The sequence below is a fragment of the Sporofaciens sp. JLR.KK001 genome (assembly GCF_036941055.1).
GTDB lineage: Bacteria > Bacillota > Clostridia > Lachnospirales > Lachnospiraceae > Sporofaciens.
This window is the reverse complement of record NZ_JAYMNO010000001.1, coordinates 2,283,977-2,302,243: the sequence shown is the minus strand read 5'-3', so window position 1 is coordinate 2,302,243 and position 18,267 is coordinate 2,283,977. Positions and strand designations below refer to the sequence as shown.

At 47.4% G+C, this 18,267-nt stretch carries 17 protein-coding genes; 2 read left to right on the top strand and 15 right to left on the bottom strand.

The genetic code is table 11. The annotated features are described in order from the left end of the window. Positions 1 to 88: 88 nt before the first annotated feature. The 14 genes from VSQ62_RS12000 to VSQ62_RS11935 all read right to left on the bottom strand — a co-directional run bounded on the left by VSQ62_RS12000 (position 89) and on the right by VSQ62_RS11935 (position 14,909). On the bottom strand, positions 89 to 1,039 hold the full coding sequence (locus VSQ62_RS12000; RefSeq protein WP_334635159.1) for a CPBP family intramembrane glutamic endopeptidase: 951 nt from the start codon (positions 1,037 to 1,039) through the stop codon (positions 89 to 91). Positions 1,040 to 1,359: 320 nt separating this feature from the next. After that, a complete protein-coding gene (locus tag VSQ62_RS11995) occupies positions 1,360 to 1,728 on the bottom strand; it encodes a helix-turn-helix domain-containing protein (RefSeq protein ID WP_334635158.1) in 369 nt (122 codons plus the stop codon). A 21-nt stretch (positions 1,729 to 1,749) separates the two neighbouring features. Beyond that, the gene (locus tag VSQ62_RS11990; protein WP_334635157.1) at positions 1,750 to 2,346 is read right to left on the bottom strand and encodes a sce7726 family protein; all 597 of its coding nucleotides are present in this window, start codon (positions 2,344 to 2,346) and stop codon (positions 1,750 to 1,752) included. Positions 2,347 to 2,419: 73 nt separating this feature from the next. Then, the gene (locus VSQ62_RS11985; RefSeq protein WP_334635156.1) at positions 2,420 to 2,911 is read right to left on the bottom strand and encodes a prolyl-tRNA synthetase associated domain-containing protein; all 492 of its coding nucleotides are present in this window, start codon (positions 2,909 to 2,911) and stop codon (positions 2,420 to 2,422) included. Positions 2,912 to 2,928: 17 nt separating this feature from the next. Beyond that, positions 2,929 to 3,483 carry a helix-turn-helix domain-containing protein gene (locus VSQ62_RS11980; RefSeq protein ID WP_334635155.1) on the bottom strand — a complete coding sequence of 185 codons (555 nt, stop codon included), beginning with the start codon at positions 3,481 to 3,483 and terminating at the stop codon, positions 2,929 to 2,931. A 100-nt stretch (positions 3,484 to 3,583) separates the two neighbouring features. After that, positions 3,584 to 4,507, bottom strand: a complete 924-nt coding sequence (locus VSQ62_RS11975) for a tRNA dihydrouridine synthase (RefSeq protein WP_334635154.1) — start codon at positions 4,505 to 4,507, stop codon at positions 3,584 to 3,586. 105 nt (positions 4,508 to 4,612) lie between these two features. Continuing rightward, on the bottom strand, positions 4,613 to 4,765 hold the full coding sequence (locus VSQ62_RS11970) for a hypothetical protein (protein WP_334635153.1): 153 nt from the start codon (positions 4,763 to 4,765) through the stop codon (positions 4,613 to 4,615). A 222-nt stretch (positions 4,766 to 4,987) separates the two neighbouring features. Beyond that, entirely contained in the window at positions 4,988 to 5,941 is a 954-nt protein-coding gene (locus tag VSQ62_RS11965; RefSeq protein ID WP_334635152.1) for a hypothetical protein, read from the bottom strand. A gap of 12 nt (positions 5,942 to 5,953) precedes the next feature. After that, entirely contained in the window at positions 5,954 to 11,278 is a 5,325-nt protein-coding gene (locus tag VSQ62_RS11960; RefSeq protein ID WP_334635151.1) for a fibronectin type III domain-containing protein, read from the bottom strand. A 296-nt stretch (positions 11,279 to 11,574) separates the two neighbouring features. Next, positions 11,575 to 11,913, bottom strand: coding sequence for a DUF3784 domain-containing protein (locus VSQ62_RS11955; protein ID WP_334635150.1), 339 nt, complete (start codon positions 11,911 to 11,913; stop codon positions 11,575 to 11,577). Between the two features lie 42 nt (positions 11,914 to 11,955). After that, the gene (locus tag VSQ62_RS11950) at positions 11,956 to 12,390 is read right to left on the bottom strand and encodes a DUF3887 domain-containing protein (RefSeq protein ID WP_334635149.1); all 435 of its coding nucleotides are present in this window, start codon (positions 12,388 to 12,390) and stop codon (positions 11,956 to 11,958) included. 15 nt (positions 12,391 to 12,405) lie between these two features. Continuing rightward, entirely contained in the window at positions 12,406 to 13,740 is a 1,335-nt protein-coding gene (locus VSQ62_RS11945) for a sensor histidine kinase (protein WP_334635148.1), read from the bottom strand. A gap of 25 nt (positions 13,741 to 13,765) precedes the next feature. Next, positions 13,766 to 14,476, bottom strand: a complete 711-nt coding sequence (locus VSQ62_RS11940; protein ID WP_334635147.1) for a LytR/AlgR family response regulator transcription factor — start codon at positions 14,474 to 14,476, stop codon at positions 13,766 to 13,768. 13 nt (positions 14,477 to 14,489) lie between these two features. Beyond that, positions 14,490 to 14,909 carry a PH domain-containing protein gene (locus VSQ62_RS11935; protein ID WP_334635146.1) on the bottom strand — a complete coding sequence of 140 codons (420 nt, stop codon included), beginning with the start codon at positions 14,907 to 14,909 and terminating at the stop codon, positions 14,490 to 14,492. 251 nt (positions 14,910 to 15,160) lie between these two features. Between VSQ62_RS11935 and VSQ62_RS11930 the strand changes: the two genes are divergently transcribed. Both VSQ62_RS11930 and VSQ62_RS11925 read left to right on the top strand, forming a co-directional pair. Beyond that, on the top strand, positions 15,161 to 15,892 hold the full coding sequence (locus VSQ62_RS11930) for a PD-(D/E)XK nuclease family transposase (RefSeq protein WP_334635145.1): 732 nt from the start codon (positions 15,161 to 15,163) through the stop codon (positions 15,890 to 15,892). Positions 15,893 to 16,027: 135 nt separating this feature from the next. After that, positions 16,028 to 16,570, top strand: coding sequence for a Uma2 family endonuclease (locus VSQ62_RS11925; RefSeq protein WP_334635144.1), 543 nt, complete (start codon positions 16,028 to 16,030; stop codon positions 16,568 to 16,570). Between the two features lie 99 nt (positions 16,571 to 16,669). On the opposite strand, the gene VSQ62_RS11920 is transcribed toward VSQ62_RS11925, so the two are convergent. After that, positions 16,670 to 18,250, bottom strand: coding sequence for an AAA-like domain-containing protein (locus tag VSQ62_RS11920; RefSeq protein WP_334635143.1), 1,581 nt, complete (start codon positions 18,248 to 18,250; stop codon positions 16,670 to 16,672). Positions 18,251 to 18,267: the final 17 nt, after the last annotated feature.

Sequence of the window (18,267 nt, the reverse complement as noted above, 5' to 3'; positions counted from 1 at the left end):
AAAGTCTGGCAATTATTTCCGATGCCAGACTCCTTGTGTCTATCTATTCCTCGTACTCTATATTTGGAAATATCCGTGTACTAGCTCCCTACATATCCCGTGCAGACGCCAGGTTCTCATTCTCCTTGGATGTTCCGGGCACATCCGGCCTCTCATCAATCCTCTGGACCAAGACGAACATGGTCGAAGCCACAAACGCACATGCCACCGTTACAATCCCGATCCGCATATGATCCTCGATCAGCCAATCAAGAAGTTCGAACTTCGTCGCGAAAACGGACAGAAGGTTCATGGCTATATGTGCCGCGATCGGAGCCTTGACAGAACCGTACTTCTCATAGAAATACGCAAGCATCATTCCCAACACAAAACCATACGTCATCTGTACCAGATTCATGTGCATGAATCCAAATACCAGCGCAGAATACAGCGCAGACTGCAGATAGGTTCCCCGCTCCCTCAGCCGCTTAAAGAGCAGCCCTCGGAAGACCAGCTCTTCGCTCATCGGCATCAGGATCCCCAATACGATGATCTGCACCGGCAGAGACGAAGCATAGAACGCTTCCATCGTCGCCTGATAGGAGTCGCTTATATCCGACAGATTCCCTATGATGATCAGATTGTTAAGTCCCAGACTCATGGCAAGAGCCATAAGAAGCCCCGCCGCATATTTCCACAGAGGCGCCTTCTTATTCGGTATAAATCCCGTCATCCTCTCCCTTACACGGTCCTTGTGGAAGAGAACCAACATCACCGGAATCGTGACGAATGCCGCCACACCCTCGATGGCGGTAGAAAATCCTACGAACTGCTCCATGATGCTGTCATAAAGGTTCATCATCTGCTCCTCGCTCTGCATCGCCGCCATAGACATATCCTGATGAGCCACCATGTACATCATGGTGAATATTCCTGATGAGATCATACTGACACTGATCGCGATCGCCCACTTTATCACGATCGGTCCCCACAGATGCCAGATCCGCTTCCCGTAATTCTCCGGTGTCATAGGAGGCACCTGCCCAAATTGCTGTTCCATATTCGTCCTCTCTTTCATCCAAACAGTATACTTAACTTATTCTACTTCTCTGATATGGAACATGCAATAAAAAAAGTATTAAATTTGATAAAACAGCAGAAGCCGCAATATTCTGACACTCAGAATACTGCGGCTCCCTGAAACAACAATATATTATCTCTTATCTTCTGGTACACTTCTAATCCTTCTCATCCGTTAAGCTCCATCCGTATACTGATATATCATTTCGCTTCTGTCTCTTAGTTTTCTTCTTCCTTTGTTGAAACTATCATAGCACAAAATATCATTTTCTGCATCCAGGTACAAACTTCTTGACAAGATTATTTTACTGCCTGTCTATTCCAATTCTGTGCTGCATGCATATATGTCAGAAGAGCCCCGGCCGCCATCCGGCATCTCAAATCCATCAGCTCACACTTAAGCATCTGCAACCTCCCATAACACTCCGTACCGCCGTCTCCCTCATCTTGTGCGACAATCAAAGAATCAATCGAAACCTCCAAGAGCCTTGACAATGCATACATATTATCCAGCGACGGCAGATTCTTCCCCCGAAACCAGTCATACACCGACTGCATAGCCGCAAAATTCATATAATCCCTGATCTCCCTCGCCTGGATTCCTCTTAAGTCACAGATCTCTTTAATCCTCTTTCCCGTCTCCTCAACGTCAATTACCGGATACTGCACGCTCTCCACTCCTTCCCGGACCTAATAACCTCTGCGCTTCTTATACTCCCCAATGATCGCCCCGATCTCATTATAATCCCTCTCGAACAGCTCTTGGCTGATCTGCACGTTTAAGATATCCTCTGGGACCCTCTCTATTATCTTATCCGTCACAAACTTCTTGCTCTTTTGCTTATAACCCGGAAGCCCGTTCTGTTCCTGTATATGTGCAAGCTCCGGCCTCCATAAGATACCAAGCTTCAGTTTCAGATCCGTCTTCGGACTATCCCCGGCCTCCCGCATCACATAGAAGTCCATTGCGCCGTCTACCTTCTCGGCGGTGATGATCCCCCACCAATCCGGTACGTGTTCCCTGATATGCAGTCCATGGCTGCCCCCGGCGACTACATAATTACGGTCAAAATATCTGTCATAGTCCCTGACCTGCCGCTTAAGCCTGACATATGTATCCGCATCGCTCTTGATCTCAATACCTGCGACCGCGCAGGGCATCACCATTACAATATCCGCCCGGGATCTCCCCATCTGCTTTTCTTCGATGATCCGAATCTTCCCGTAACGCTCCTCCAGGAAATCAAACAGCGGTTCCCTGATATCCTTATCATATAATTTCACCATTCCTCATATCACCGCACAAAGGCTGAACCTCCCCGCCCTGGGAATGCTCAGCCTTTCTCTTTTGTAAATATATCTACAGCTTGACCTTCACCACATCCACATCAAGATCCCACAGGAACTTATCCAGATCCTTGAAAGATAAGAATACCGTCGCCGTATTCTCAAGCGGATGGATTCCGAGACTCTTACATCTACTCAAATCCTTATCAATAAAAAATTCCACCGCATGATCCGTATCGTTCATCAAACCAAAGGGCGTCACGCTTCCCTGCTTAAGTCCCAGATACTTCTCTAAGCGGTCCTCCGAAGCAAAGCTTAAGTTCCCTCCGCCAAGCTGCCTGCCAAGGGCCTTAAGATCTACCTTCTTATCCTCCTCACAGGTTACAAGAAAATGCCTCTTCCCCTTCGAGTCCCTCAAAAACAGGTTCTTACACAGCGTTCCCTTCTCCGGGAGCCCCAGCCTGTCCATATCCTCCATAGTATATACCGGCTCATGCTCCACCACCTCGTACTTAATCTTCAGCTTATCCAGCGCATCATATACCCGCTGCTTTTGATCCTCCATGCTGCGATCACTCCTTCCTATCCGGGATAATGGACTACGATACTCGCAGTCACCATCCCCATTCCTGTATTCTTATATACATACTCGTCGAAGGCATTGTAAGACGCTGAATCTCCTGCCTTCAATACATACTCTCTGCCGTTAAAAATCAACGTCAGTTCTCCGGAATAAACGGTAATAAATTCCCTGGTTCCACTCATCTGCCGATTCCCCTGCATCCTGCCTCCTTCATCGAATTCCAGGTCAAAGATCTCAAAATCCTGTCTCTCCCTGAATTCAAAGACCGGATATAGCCGGTACTTTCCTTCGTCACCGATCAGCGGCGTTACCACCGACTTGCCCGTCTTCGAGAAAGGCTTGGGCTTGTCCGCTGTAAATGCAGTCACCGGAACCTTCAAGCCAAGAGACAGCTTATACACTGTCGAAATCGTGGGATTGACTTCCCCACGCTCCAATTGGCTTAACATACTCTTGCTGATAGAAGTAAGGGATGATACCTGTTCCAGACTCAATTCCTTTCGCTTCCTGATATCTCTCAGATTACCCGCAATAATATGATTCAAGTTCTCCAAAGGGATTCCTCCTTAAAATTCCTGTATATTAAATTTTTATCTATTATATTGCATAGCATAAGAAAAGTAAAGATAAAAATAACAAGGGCAGAATAAAAAGCTACCCTCCAAAACATTCTGCCACCGCTTCTTCATATCTGTCCGTCTTTTCTGCTTTTTTAATCCGCTTCAGCTGCTTCTCGCATCCCGGAAATGATCTGCCCATATAACACCAGATCTCCTTCATCTTAAACAGCACGTTTTTATCCCCCATGCCGGTGCCGCGGTATTCTTCATATATCCGGTCATGGAACCTTCGGATCAGCGCCCTGTCCGGCGATCCGGCGCCCTCGATCTCGCTTAGAAGTCCCGGATTCTCTATAATTCCCCTTCCGATCATACAGGTATCCACCGAAGGAAATCTGTTTTGAATCATCCCTGCATCTTCCTTTGAACAGATATCTCCGTTATAACACAAATCGATCTTGCTCGTCCTGACCGCCTCTTCAAACATCTCAAGATTCGGCTTATTCTTATAGAAATCAGTCTGAATCCTGGGATGAATGATCAGCTCCTCTGCCGGATACCGGTTATAGATCTTAAGAAGTTCCAAAAACTCCTCAGGATCGTCCTTCCCGATCCTGGTCTTGATCGAGATCTTAACCTTTGCCTTCGAATAGATCTCATCCAAAAAACGGTCAAGTCCTTCCGGGTCTGCAAGGAATCCAGATCCCCTTCCCTTCGAAACCACCGTTTTGGACGGACAGCCCAGATTCAGATTGATCTCTCCGTATCCGTAATATGTAAGCTTCTCGGCCGTTCCCAGGAAATCCTCAGCCCGGTTCGTCAATATCTGGGGGACCAGCCGCATCCCCTTGTTATTCTCCGGCAGGATCTCCGCCAACTCCTTCGCGTTAAATCCTCTCTTCGTGTGCGGAGACAAAAAAGGTGTAAAATATTTGTCCATGGGCCGGAAACAGTCATGGTACGCCCTTCGGTATATCCGCGTGGTAATCCCCTCTAACGGAGCCAGATAATATCTCATCGCCTTCGCTGTCCTTTCTCCCTGTCCTGCGGGACAGAATATTCATGTGCTTTTTATCATACCACAATTCTCCCATCCCGCGCCACTCTTATTTTTCCGTTCCGCTTAATCCGGCTTCTCTATTTTGACCGATACCTCTGTAAGCTTCACAATATTTGTCTGTTCCGTACTCTTTTTTCCCTTATCTTTCTGCTGCTCCGCCCTCTTCTTGGCAGCGTACAGATTACCCGGCAGAAGATCCAGCTTCAATTCCTTCATATTCTACGTGCTCCTTTCAGCAAGACAAGTCTTCCTGATAGATAGTATGCACGCCCCTGCCCCGATTATACACCCCGATAAAAAGAACAGACCCCAGCCAATGAAGTTCTTCTCATTGACCGAGATCTGTCCTGATCTTATATCCTATCCGTCCGGCTTGCCGCCTTACGAATCCCTTTACAGGTCTTGTAACTCGCTTGCTGCCCGGCGGACGATCATATATTACTGCCGCCTGCGTCTGCGCAAGACATTCACACCGAATACAGCCATACACAGCGCCGCTGCCGCAGCATAAGTCACAGCCGGATTCATATCTCCCGTCTTGACTCCCTGGACCCTGGTGCCGTTCTGCTTCCGGTCCTCGGTGATCACGTCTTTTCCGGTATTAGTGCTATTGCTTCCGGTATTCTGATTACTATCGAAGAGCGCCAGCGCATTCTCCAGATTCATAAGCGCCGCCTGCAGCTCCTCCAGAGTCGCATTAGGATCTTCAAGAACCCTCTTTGCCTCGTCGATCGCTCTTTGCAGATCCTCCGTCCGTTGGTCTGCCGGAATCGTCTCCGCCTTCTCTATAAGAGCCTTAAGCTCAGCTCTTATGGCGTCGATCTCCGGCGTTCCGCCCGGCGGATTCCCCTCTGACGGCTTACTTGGGCTGTCCGATTCACTGCCATATCCAAGCAGGTCTGCTTCCGTGACCAGCGCCGTCGTATTACCCCGGACCACCTTAAGCTGGCTTTCATCAATATTAACTGTAAAAGGTATCAGACTTCCGTCCGCCCTCTTCACATATACCGTTCCGACATCCAGGAAATCTCCATCCTCATCTGCCGTAAATAACGGCGTTGTTCCCGCAATATAGATATTCAAGATCCGTCCCTGGTCTGACCGGAACGTATGAACCTTGGTATTCCCTAAGATCCACTCCGTAAACTCTACTCCCGGCACGATCCCATCTGCGCTTCCCGCCGTATCCTTCAAGTCTAATGAAAGACTGATCGAAACCGTAGTAATTCCTTCCTGCGCCGCATTGGGGAGGGTCAGCTTCACAGAAGCCTTCCCCTCTTCACTCTCAGTCGCATTGATCGCCGACACCGCAGCCGATGCCTTGAGCGGCAGCATTGCGATAAATGCGAACACTGCCATGATCATGCCCATACTTAATATATATTTCTTCATGTTCTACTCCTTTTATCGCTGTTGTTTCTTGCCGCTGAGCGTTATACTCGGAAGCGTTGACGGCATAGTCTCGAACACGGTATCGCTGACCATCCTCTGTCCCTCAAGGGTCAAAGCATTATCCACACGGTACAGCTCCGCGCGTACCTGCTTAAGACTTGTAAGATCCGCCTGCTCCGGTTTGATCCAATAGATCCAGGTTCCGTCATAGGTATCTTCGATCGGGCCTGATTCCGATACCGTTGAAAATACCACCTGTTCTGCATTCAGAGAACCGTCAGTCCCCGTACCTCCGACGATATTGCCGTTCTGGTCATAGAGCAGCACTACATTGTAAGCCGAATTTCCCTTGTAGGTTCCGGTAAATACGATCGAACCTGCCGGGATCACATCCGTATCCTTCTGTCCGTACTGATATGCGTTATCCAGCTTGCCGATCGCCGCAGTACCGCTGCCGGAAGCCTTCCTGAATTCTACATTATCTCCGGTCACTCCAAACACATCCAGCTCTGTGATCGCAATCTCTCTTCCCTTCTGGTTCTTAATAGCAAGCTTCATCGCCGTCGTCTGATACAGCGCAATATTCTTAGTGCCTTCCTTAGCGAAATGAACACTCCTGCTGCCGGAAGCTTCGAATGATCCTGCTGCTGCTTCTATCCAGGTACCGTCCGCATCGTTCTTCACATAGACGCTGTAATCCTTGATCGGATTGCCGCTGTTCACCGTATACTTAAGGCCGGCAACCCTGGTAGGCTGATTGAATTCTATCAGGACTTCAGCATTGACGCCCGCCTTTCCGGTATATACCGTATCGCTCTTATTGTCGATCGCATTTTTAATCGGCGCCTCCTTAACCGGACTGCATGAATCCTCAATATCTTCGTCGTCTGATGCCAATGCACTTGTAGCGGTCATATCATTGGTGCTGGCCGTCCAGTGCGTCTTGTCGATCTCGCCCTCGTGCATGATCTTAAGCGGCGGCAGAGTCTTTACCGCAGAACGGTTCAGATACTTGTCGATCAGCGTGATCTCATAGGTCACCACGCGATTATTCATTGTTGTCACAACATCCGTAAACTGGCTTCCAGTCGTAAATCCTACGACCTCTCTCTCAACCTGTCCGTTCGAAGTCGTACAGCGCACGATCTCATATCCCTGGATATCCTCCGCGCTGATATTCTTGGAACTCAGCGTAATATCTACCTGATTCGCAGCACTGGCATTGATAACGGCTGCTGTGCTGTCGCCGACCGCTTCTACTGCCCCGGCCGTACCAAGCGAACTGCCGCTGCCATTTACCCGATATACACGGGAATTATCATCTACATAGTAGATCGCCCTTGTCTCTGCCGCAAACTGATCTGCATAGTTTACAGTATCCTGATTCGGTGTCATACCCCAGCGTACGAAGAAGTCCAGGATGTTCTTCTGTGCCGCCGCGCAGGCTAAGCGCATCAAATCCTGATCCCTGTCTCCTGACAGTGCAAGCGCCACGCCTCCCGGCGCCGGTGCTTTTGCCGGAGTCCTCGAATAACTGTCCACCCTTGCAAAGAAGAGGTTATTGAGCTGGTCCGTATAATCCGAATAAGTCTTATAATTGAATCCGCTGTCATACGCCAGATGAAGCTGCCAGTACATACCAAGCTGCGTAAACACATTGGACGCACGGCCCTTCGTACCGGATGTAACCTTATCATACACATTATCGTATTTGAACCGTACAGTGTCATTATCATCATGTGCCTGTGCAAGCACCGCAAAATAATTGTTCGTGATCTCTGCGACCGCGTAGGTTCCCTGGTTGATACAATGTCCGATCTCATGGGCGATTCCCCAGCCAAAATACTGACCGCTTTGATACCTGCCGCTATCATCAGACTGTACCGGAACTCCGTTTATCATTCCCGGCGCCGACCCCCACTCGATACCTATATGGTTGCCTGACGCGTACATGAACGCACCTGCGAACATCCTCTGATAACGGATGTTCAGATGATTCGCCGGAATCTTGTCTTTCGCTTCTGTCGCATTATTGTTCAATCCCTTATGCTGATAGAACAAGCCCATCATGCCTTCCATGGCGTCCATAGACGTCACAAGCTTCTGTGCTCTGGCCTGTACGCTTCCCGATCCTGTACCGGCAAGGATCTGCTGTGCCGGAAGGGATAACATCATCGTATCCAGCATAATATCAGATGCTCCAAGGATACAGTCCGCCGCCTTATACTCATACTGTACTGACGTATTCTTGGAATTCTTATGAACCTCGTTATGTTTTGCCTGTATGCCGCCTACATAGGCATCCAGCTTCGTGATATACGCTTCGGCCCTCGCAAGGCGTTCACCGGCATCGCTGACCTTATACAGATCAAGCCTTGGAACCTCTACGCCGCCGTTCACGCGAACCGCATAACGGTCATTGGCATTGTTTCCTGTATACTGTACATACAGCGCGCCTCCTGACTCTGCATCGACGGACCAGAGCTTCGGAATTGTAATGTCATTTCTTCCGATCTTAAGCGTCGCTACCGCCCGGAACATTGAGCCTGACTCCGAATGATACTGCGTGCTTACAAGCTGTAAGTTGGTCGTATCACCAGTCTTCTTCGTATTATGTCCGACATAGACCGTGATCTCCTCTCCTGCCGCCGCTGTCACTCCCAGAGGCTGCCATGCATTCAATCCGCCGAAACCGCGTCCCACATCCCTGGTCGTGATGGTATTGTAGATACCTACCGTCTCCGTTAGCTGCTTGGAGTTCAGGATGTCTTCTGCAGTCTTCAATTCACGCTCCAGATAATCCTTATCCGGATGATATTCTTTGCTTTCCGGATCCTGGGTATTGATCCGTTTCCTCAGAGCGTCAATAACCGACTGATCCACATCGCTTCTCAGCACTGTATGAAGATCGTCCTCATAGAGCGCCATAATATCTCTCTCTATCGAATCATAATGATAGAAATACACCTCCGATACCGTGATCGTACCGGATGCTACGGCACGCGCAAGCCCAAACTGGAGCTTCTTAGCCTTGATCGGCTCTGAAAGCTTGATCAGATAGTAAGGCCTGTTATCTGAATCTGCCTTCTTCTGGATTCCCATCCTTGGAAGTACATTGACATTGCCGTTCTCATCCCAATATCTGACCTGTACATAGCCGTAGTTCGGACTCTGGGGCACTACTTCCTGAAGCGCGATCCGGTCAAGCTCATATGCCTGGTCAAACTCATAGGTGAAACCATGTTTCAGCGACAGAGCATTAAATCCGCCTCCGTCCCAGGTATTAAATACATGATGGGAAAGCGCATTATTATCCACCGTTCCCCATACGGTTCCGGCTTCCGTATCAAGCGGGCTGTCCTTCATCGCGCCTGTTCCGGTCACCGCGCTGATGATATGTCCGCTCACCTTACCCGGGTCTGCCCTGTTGATCAGCTTATACTTCGGCATCGCAGCCGGATCCTGGTCTGTAGTAACAGCCTTAGACGTAAGAGACGCCTTACCCTCTCCTAAGTCATTCACACCTGTCACATATAACTCATAACTCGTCTTATCCTTCAGATCCGTTATCGTATGCTTGCTTGCGGTAATTCCTTCTATCTTAGTATATTCCTTCGTCCCGCTCTCTCTGTAATAGAGATTATAGGAGTCTGTATCCTCCATCATCTTCCAGGATGCGTCTATCGCGCGGTATTTGCCCTCCGCCTTCAGGCCGTCAGGAGCATCCGGCACCTTATCTACCTTAGGAACCACTCCGATCGGACTGCAATATCCGCTTCTCCATGCACCGTTCACAGACTGTACACGAACCTTATACTCCTTGCCGTTGACGAGCTTATCCTGCTTAAATGAGCTGACATTCAGCATATTGCCCTTCGTAGCAATTACTTCCTGCTCTCCGTTTTCATCCTCGATCAGTACCTCATATCCCGTAACGTTCACACATGCATTCCAGGTCACAGTGAACTTCTTATTCCCCGCTTCTGAGGCAAGTCCCTCCGGGATATCCCTTTGCGGTTCAGGGATCCGGTTCTCCATATCATTCACGAATTCCACCTTGGCGATCTCCGCAAGGTTATTATTATTCTTCATGCCCGTGATCTTGATGGTAACCTTCTTCACCGCGATCTGGCTGCCAAGATCGATCATGATCTTGCCAAATCCGTCCTGCGTTACCGTCACCTCTTCAGCCGTAAGCAGCGGTTCGATCCCTTCCGGCACAACGGGAACTTCGATCGTGTGATCGTTCTTCGTCTCGCTCCCGTCTTCACCCGTGACAGTCTCCGTATATGTAATCTCAACCGCAGCAGTATCGATCGGATTATCCTCCTTCGAATCGATCACGATCCCGCCGGTAGGGAAGCTGTCTCCGTCAATGTCAAACACCATCGTCACCGGCGTCTTATCAGAGATCTTCGCCTGATCCTCCCGCGTCAGAGTCACAGCTCCTTCACCTCTGGACAGATTCTCAAGAGACCCCTTCACAAGGGTCTTATCGCCTGCGCTCTGTGTGATGGCAGACGACGGCACATGCTGTTCCACGAATGACGCGGTATCCTCGCTCACCTTATACCCCTGAACAAAATAATCCAGATCCGTAAGGTCGAGCCTGCCGTCCCGATTAAGGTCTGCCAGAGGATTGTCCTTCGGCTCCTTCTCCTGATCGATCAGATCTATAAGCTCGGTCTCATCCTTTTCTGTAATAACTCCGTTCCCATTCACATCGCCGATCAGGACCGCTCCCGGATGCTTTCCCCCTGCAGTATAATCATATCCGCCGATAATTCCGGTCGCAAGGCTCACCTTATACGCCCAGCCCTCAACCTGAAGCTGCTGCTTATATGTGGCGAACCCTGGAGCTGATACCTCCAGCGCATAGAGTCCTTCTGTCAGATTGTCGAATGTGACTCCCTCCTGTACTTCCCTGACGCCTTCTGACGGCAGCGTGATCGTCTTGGAATCCTGTCCTTCCAGTTTGACGGTGAATGTCACCGGTTCTCCCCATTCTAATGTCTGGGCGATATAGACGTCCACCTGTCCCTTGTTCAAATCGGCTTCTTTCGCCTCTTCCTCGCTTGCAAGGTTGATTCCTGCTTCTTCCTCCCCGCTTCCCGGCACTGTTATGTCCGCCTCAGAAGTGGCTGACGGAGGATCTCCTGTGTTCTCCTGGCCGCTCTCATCCGGCCCATTTCCCGTATTCTGCTGGTCGCCTGTATCTGCCTGATCCGCTGCCGAACCGCCGCTCTCAACTGCATCATCCAATCCTGTAGCATAAACACTCATACACGGCGCAAGAACCAATACTGCTGCCAGCAGATATGAAACAATCCGCTTCATATTCCTCTCCTTTCACAACTATTTCTCATCCTTTTTATCTTTTTTGGACTTCATAATCCTAATGACAGCGCTGATAATAACTACTGCTGCCACCGCATAGAATATGACATCAGATCCCGCCTTAAACATCTCGTACATGTTAGATCTTCCTCCTGCTTATTCCTTTCTAAGGTCTGTCCAACTATCGGTTTTAGCGGCCATAAACCCATATTCATTATATCTTCCTGATGAGATTTTTGCAATATACATATGCGTCTTAAGTGTAATTTTTTCCATAAGTGAATGCTGTACTACCCTTACTTCATCCTGTACTTTCCAAACGCCTTCTCTTCGTCCACATGCACCTCCCGAAAGAACAGCACAAGCCATATGATGATCGCAAGAATCGCCGCATTCTGCGACATTGTCAGATCAGACAGGATTCCTCCCGCCTCCAGTATCACCGCCCACAGGGCGAACGCATTTCTCTGATCCCGGCTCATCCTCTTCTTATCATACAGTTCTCTTTTTTCCTTCGGCATGGTATTGAACCCGGCGATCAGCATCGCGCCCTTTTCCCTAAGAACCGCGAAGAGAAGCGCCGTAACCCCAAAGATAATACCTGCCCATTTACAAGTTCCCGTCCACATATCCATCCCTTTCACCTCCCCGGCAGACAATCTGCCGCAGCTTGCCCGCTATTTAATATAGAAGCCGCCCACCTTCATATCCTCGTCAAATGATATGGTGAACTGCGCTTTTCGTTTCTCATACTTTACCTTTATCACGGCAACCGCGTATTCCTGTTCTGTATCCGGATCCTTGCTTCCGGTCACCGCCTCCTTATCATAGCCTTCAAATGCGCCAAGTTCTTCGATGACCGGCATCACCTGGGACCGTACCTGATCCTTGTCAAAAGCGCTTTTTAACATGGCGTTCCACCTGTCATCGACCAGCGTATCCACATCTCCTTCATTCAGGATCCCGATCACTTCCTTGGCCTCTTCCCTGACCTCTGCCTCGTCAAATTTGTCCGAAAGCTTCTGCCCTCCTGCACATCCTGTAAACATACCCGCAAGCATACCCGCTGCCATAAGCATGCCCATGAGCCTTCTCATTCTTCTCGTTCTCATAATTTTCCTTCTCCTTTACTCTATGTCCTTCTCCGGTATCGTTATATTTACAACAAACTCATTTCCAAGCGTCTCCGTCAGGATTCCGCCGCCGTATTTTTCCAATGTAAGGCGCACATTTTCAAGTCCGATCCCCATATGCTTCCTCTCACCTTCCCTCTCCTGCTTAAGATCTGCCTTCCCTGCTTTCTGAACAGACATGGAGTTCTCAAGCTTCATCACCACAAAATCATGAAACGTTTCCATCCGCATCTTGATCCATCTCTCTCCTTCCGCCTGCTGCGCCGCATCCAGTGCATTGTCCAGCAGATTGGCAAATATTGCCGTGATATCCATATCCCTGATATGCTCAAGGCTGATCCGGCCGATCCTGACGTCCATCTCTATCCCTTTGCTCTTTGCCGCCTTCGCCTTGTCATTTAGAATGATGTTCAGCATCCGGCTGTCTGTATAATTCACGATTGAAAGAGAGTCCAGCATACCCTGCATATCCTTCACGTATTCCTTCCCCTGCTCTGCATCCTGCTTCCTAAGCTCCTCGATCGCCTGGAGATGGTTCCTCATATCGTGGATCATCTTGCGCGATGACTGATACTGCTGTTCCACCATCTCATAATATTGATACTGCAGTTCATTTTGCTTCATCCTGATCTTAAGTTCTGCCTCAAGCTTCTTATTCTTAGACTGGTAAGAGAATAAAAACCATATATAGAGATTCATCACGACCAGGAAGAAGATATCCAATATAATAAGAAACGCCCCGTACATCTGCATGAACACATCTCCGATGCTGATCAGGGAAAATATGATGAACACGCTGACAGCCGGAGGCAGAAACAGGCCGGCAAACCGGATTCCCTTCACGTCCTCGAATTTCCTTCTATTTAAAAATACCACCCATATCCCTGTCAGAAGAATATCTGTCAGCATCCTGACGATAAGCGTCACATCCGTCAGATAGTAATCAAAGACAGCCAGACCCCACCGCGTGGAGATGAATCCTAACATCAGATAGCCGATAAAAATCTGGCCTACAAGTACAGACACCGGATACAGGAAATAATAGAACCTATAGATTCTCATACGGTTATACAGGCCGTATCCTGCCGCCTCCGTCATCAAGACCATGAAAAGCGGCAGAACCAGATCCGTATAGCCACTGTCCTCCATTCCGAAGGTAATTCCCGCAAATCCTGCCCAATAGAGAAAAAATATCCCCAAACGATACCTCTTCTTCGTAGTTAGGCTCTGTTCTGTGCGGCTCATGAAAAACCAGGTGCACAAAGTAATAACCACCGTCTCTGCCATCACAAGAATGTTGTACCACATCGCCGATTCTACCCAGCTCATGCCATCTCTCCTCCATGCTTAATGCTCAATGCATCCCCGCCAGACTGTCCGCCTGATATTTCCCAAGCGCCGCCCGGAATTCCACAGACCGCTTCTGCGACAGCGGGATCTGATCTCCGTTCATCATAATGATCTCGTATCCCCGGATCGCCTTTACATGATGCAGGTTGACGACGAAGCTCTTGTGCGGGGCGGCAAAACCATAGGGGCCGAATATCCCCAAGTATTCCGCTATCTTTCCCCGCACCATAACCTCCCTGTGCTTTAAGACAAACCGAAGCTTCCGGCTCTGATATTCCAGATAATAGAGCTCCGATATCACAAACTCTTCGATCCCTTCTGTCGTCTGCACCCGGAAGGGAATCCCCTTCTCTTCCTCCCCTCCGTAGATGAGCGCTTCCTTCATCTGCCGGATGATCTCCTCCTTTTGCACAGGTTTTACAAGGAAGGCAAAAGGATGCACCGCAAAGGACTGACTCATATAATCCTGATATCCTGTGACATAGATGATCTTCACCTTCCGGTCCGATCTTCGAATCCTTTCCGCCACTTCAATTCCATTTCCCCCAGGCATATCAATATCCAGGAACAGAATGTCATACTCTCCGTAACCCCGAAGAAGATCTGCTCCGCCTGCGAACTCTTCCACCCGGCAGGATATCCCGGATTCGGAAACCGTCCTGCATAAGAACCGACGCATTCTGACATCGTCATCACATATGGCTATCCGGTACATCTTTGCACCTCCCCTACCGTCCAATCTTAATCGCCGGGTTGATCCGCTTCAATTCCCGGAACAGCAATTCCTTATCACACACGGAGATCAACGCCTCCTGCCGTCTCCCCCTTATCATTACCCGGTCTAATGACAGCGCCCCGGATGCGATCGGATTATGTGTCTTATACACTTCCCTGATCTCCCCGATCTCAATAGTAGTCCTGCAAAGGCCTAATACCAGTATCAGCCTTTCGCCGTCAATCTCTACATAATTTTTCACCAGCATCGGCAGGAACACGATATTCCAGACAAAGAAAACAAATATCATAATTACCAGCATTCCAACATCTTTCCCCTCCTCTGACGGTTCAAAAAAGAGGTAGAGCATCAAGATCTCCATACCCACGAACATTATCCAGAACCAAATTGCTATCTTCCCTTTTATCCTCATGTTACGCCTCCTGAATCTTCATATTCAAAGCCAATAAAGTATCAATATTCGAATATCTTTATCACTATTATATACTTTTTTACAGGAAGGACAATAGATGATTCCTGTGATATTGTTTCAGAAACATAAGGTAGTGTACGGTGATATATGTTCTAAATGGCTTCTACGTCCACCACACTAACAACGGCAAGAGGCCGGGATTCAGAAAGGCACTGGCTCCCAGCTTGTAAAATCAGGTGGTTTATGGTAGTATGGAAATACGAAAACGGAAGGAAAATTGCCTTTTTAAGGATAACATTCCATTGGCTGAATTTGTGTTGCGCACTATCACAGATAAACTTGATTTAATTATTACTGATTGTGAAACACAGAAAGATATGAAAAGACTGGCCGGGGCACGTTCTATCTGCTTGGACGCATATGGAACGGATTCGGTTGGAAAAAAATATGATTTAGAAGTCCAGAGGCAGGACAAAGGAGCAGACCCGCACAGGGCAAGATACCATTCAAGCGTAATGGATATAGAGAATCTCCATTCAGGTCAGGAATTTAAGGAGTTGCCGGACACATATACAATCTTTATCATTGAAAAAGATTTTTACGGTCAAGGCGAAGCGGTTTATCCGATTGAGAGAATCAACCTTGCAACGGGTAAATCTTTTGAAGATGGGGAGCATATTCTTTATGTGAATGGTGAATATCGTGGAGATTCTGCTATGGGAAAACTCATGTACGATTTTAATTGTACCAAAGCAGATGATATGAATTTTGAATTGATGGCAAACCGAACACGGTATCTAAAAGAGAATCCGAAAGGAGTGAGCGAGATGTGTAAAATTATGGAAGATATGAGAAGTGAATCTTTAAAAGAGGTTGCTCTTCGTATGTTGTCAGCTGGAAAATATGCTCTGGAAGAAATTGCAAATATTTCTGGACTTTCTCTTGAAGAAGTAAAAAAATTGAAAGCTGAAAGAACAGTGTAAACAAAACTGTAGGCCGGAAATCTAAAAACAGGTTCGTTTTCTATATTGAACCTCTGTTCACAATATGGTACATTAGTTAACAAAAATAGAGAAAAACGTTTATATAAATTCGTCAGCACAAAGGAGGTTTACAAAATGGCTTCAGCACAGCGGCCTACTTATACCATTGATGATATCTACGCCCTCCCAGACGGGCAGCGGGCGGAGCTGATCGACGGAAAGATGTATATGATGGCGCCGCCAAATGCAAGACATCAAGACATTATTTTTTCATTATCAAGAAAAATTGCAGACTATATTGATGCGAATCAAGGATCTTGCAAAATATATCTTGCTCCTTATGCAGTATTTTTAAATGCTGACGATAAGAACTATGTTGAGCCTGATATATCTGTTATCTGTGATAAAAGCAAACTAGAAGATAAGGGGTGTAACGGGGCTCCTGATTGGATTGTAGAAGTAATCTCTCCATCAACACAGCGGATGGATTATAGTATCAAGCTATTTAAGTACCGCACTGCCGGGGTTCGGGAATACTGGATCGTGAACCCGATAACAAAAACGGTTCAAATATATTCTTTTGACGACGACGAAGATTCCAGCCAGTTTTCTTTTGATGATGAAATCCCCGTCCATATATTTGATGGTTTGACTATCAAACTCTCTGATTTATTATAGAGAAAGAACCGCAAAAGGCTATCTGTTATGTGGATGACTGGTATAAGTAAAAACCAGGAATCGCCTTTTAGATTCCTGGTCCCTAATCATTTTCTTCACTCAGACCACAGCCTCGATCAACGTCTTATCTCCCACCTTGATCTCCTTTACTCCGATCTCCTTTTTCTTATTGAAATTAAAACTCAGCATATATCCTCTCGTGAGATGAAAATATTCCAGATAGTTGGATAATTGTTCTTCACCGCGCTCATTATAGGCATTCCCCCGCCAAATTTTTAGTTCGATCACATTCTGCTCTCCCATGTAATAGATGACCAGATCCATACGTTCATTATTCCTGGTTCTTGACTCTACACTGTAATTTCCGATCCCATTTATAATGGGCTTCAAAAAGAGAATAAAATAACGTCTGCCAACATCTTCAAGAAATGTATCATCTTTATCTCCATACAGATCAGAGAATGTCTCCACGAATTTTTCAAGCACCTTCCGAATATCAAGATGGCCTCCGACAATAAATTGATTTCTCTCCTGTACACCCATAAGATACATTCTGCTTACAGAAAATTCCTCGGTTATAAAATAATTGTACAACACAGATTCAAAGATCCGATTAGAAATAGCCGCTGTATCATTCTCATTCCGAATAATTCCAAACATGGCCGCAGTCTTCATGTAACTGCTCGTCGCATTATACGGAATCGGCTTCCCGGTAAACAAAAGCTCATACAAGATCGACCGAAGTTCCGGGTAAAGTTCAATTTTTCTTATAAGAGACTGATACAGTGTGTTATCTTCTTTTACAATCATCCTTTCTGCTTCATAAAACCCGGCTTTTGTCCAAGCACTGCTCTTATCCGGGAATCCCTTCATCCCTGCGACCCTCTCATCAAGATAATTACAGAATCGAGACACCAGATACGGATACCCGGAAGTGTATTCATGGATCATACCAGCAATCAGGTTCAATTCCATACCAGTATGATGATCATTCTCATACTCTTTTAACATTCCCTCAATATCATCTAATGAAAAACTCATATCCACAAGGAAATCTGCCGCAATGTTCCATGGACTGTTCTCCAGATGATCTTCATCCGGCCGAATCTTACCGCGTACACTGCGCACATCATAGACTCCGGCAAGAATCACCGATTGAAAAGCCGGTGTTCTCCCTCTTCTCAGATAGTAAAAACGAAGCTGAGCAAGAAAATCTACAAACACCTGGTTATTGGATGCAGAATCCACTTCATCGATGATCATTACGATCTTCCTCTCAGATTTCCTGCATAATTCCGACAGCAAGACAAACAGTCTTGACAAAGTTGCCCCTTCTACTCTTCCCGCTGAATATTGCTTAAGCTCTTCCTCTGCTTCAGCCGGTATATGTTCTGTATATAAAAGTATCTGTCTGGAAAATGCGGCGGCAAAGCTGTATTCCGATTCGAAGTCAGCATAACTTAACCCCTGAAAGTCCAGGCTTATGACTTCATATTCTGTTTGCAAATAATCCGCCAAAGCTGTCAGAACCGTCGTCTTCCCATACTGTCTTGCCCTGTTGATGGTGAAATACTTTCCGGCATCTACCATTGACTTGATCTCCCTTAACCGGGTATCCAGATTGACCATATAATGCAGCTTTGGATCGCAATATCCATCGGTATTAAATGTTTTACCCATGAAACCTCGACTCCTTC